At 39.4% G+C, this 1201-nt stretch carries 1 protein-coding gene and 1 pseudogene; one reads left to right on the forward strand and one right to left on the reverse strand.

The window, feature by feature from the left end; genetic code table 11:
* Positions 1-245 precede the first annotated feature (245 nt).
* Positions 246-785, forward strand: coding sequence for a T6SS immunity protein Tdi1 domain-containing protein (locus GMD1S_RS07895; protein WP_000892206.1), 540 nt, complete (start codon positions 246-248; stop codon positions 783-785).
* 101 nt (positions 786-886) lie between these two features.
* Here the strand turns inward: GMD1S_RS07895 and GMD1S_RS07900 are convergent.
* Positions 887-1201: pseudogene (locus tag GMD1S_RS07900) on the reverse strand (aromatic acid exporter family protein); the annotation flags it as partial.

Genomic DNA, 1201 nt, shown 5'->3' on the forward strand with positions numbered 1-1201 from the left:
TGCTTTTGAAATATTGAAAAAGAATCCAAAACTAATAAAATCTTTGATTCTACCAGTGGACTACCTAGTAGTAGTTAATGGTGGAGATATTCAAGCGATTCTGAATGAGCAAGATGAGGAAGTTTTTTCTGCTTCGTAAAGCTACCCGACTTATTTGGGAGGGAAAGCAACCTATTTTAGATTTTCTATGAATGAGGGGAATAGCATCTAATAGTTTTGTCTATAAACTGAAAAAGGAGGAAAACATGCTAGAAAACTTTATTAAAGTGTCAGACATGCCCCAAGAAGTGATTGAAAAGTATAAGGGTCAAGTTCCAGCGGAGTTGCTACAAATTTGGCAGGAAGATGGTCTGGGAACCTTTTTAGATGGTTATCTAAAAGTCATCAATCCAGATGATTATCTAGAGCTTCTCCAAAATAGCTATTTCAGAGGAGACATTGCTTTTCCAATGTTTGTGACGGCATTTGGAGATATTATTACTTGGGAAAAGAATGCCTACGTGGGAATTGTCCAATATAATATTCAGGATATGGATATTATTTGTAAGGGTCTGGATTTATTCATTCGATTTTTAGATAATTCATATGTGACTGATAACTTTGAACTTAATTTATATAGGCAAGCTGTTGCCAAACATGCTCAATTAGCCTACGATGAGTGTTTCGGTTTCGTTCCACTTTTGGCATTAGGAGGCTTTAAAGATGTAGACCACATGGATAAGGTAAAAGTCTTGGAGCACATTTACCTCATGTACCAACTTACAGGTGGTGTGATGGACGACTAGGAGTTGCTATTTCTTTATTGAGAATAGTACGAGAGGAAGAACTTCCCTTCCAAATGCAAAACAAAAGAACCTCAGAGGAATTCTCTGAGGTTCTTTGCGTTTTAGTTTCCATATTTTTGGTAAAAATCGACCTTAACCTGGATAAAGGTTTCGGCTTCGCGTAGTAGTTGCAGGAGGGTAGCACGGGTTTCAAACTCCTCACGTGTTTTAGGGAGACTCCGATTGCGGAAGACTTGCAGATAGCGTTCGATGTCATCAAGTAGGTCATGAGCAGGATTGGTCTGACTTAGCTGGGCAGCAATCTTAGAAAAGAGCTGGGCCAAGATCAAACTCTCACTTGCGGCCAGATGACAGGTATTGATCTGCTGGGCCATATTTCGCAGGATGCGACTTTGTCGCTGTCTCATCTCAAAGTA

This window comes from Streptococcus sp. GMD1S (assembly GCF_000296875.1).
Lineage (GTDB): Bacteria > Bacillota > Bacilli > Lactobacillales > Streptococcaceae > Streptococcus.

Bases quoted from the DNA above. Each gene is read 5' to 3' on its own strand.
- GMD1S_RS07895 (WP_000892206.1), top strand. From the start codon at position 246: ATGCTAGAAAACTTTATTAAAGTGTCAGACATGCCCCAAGAAGTGATT.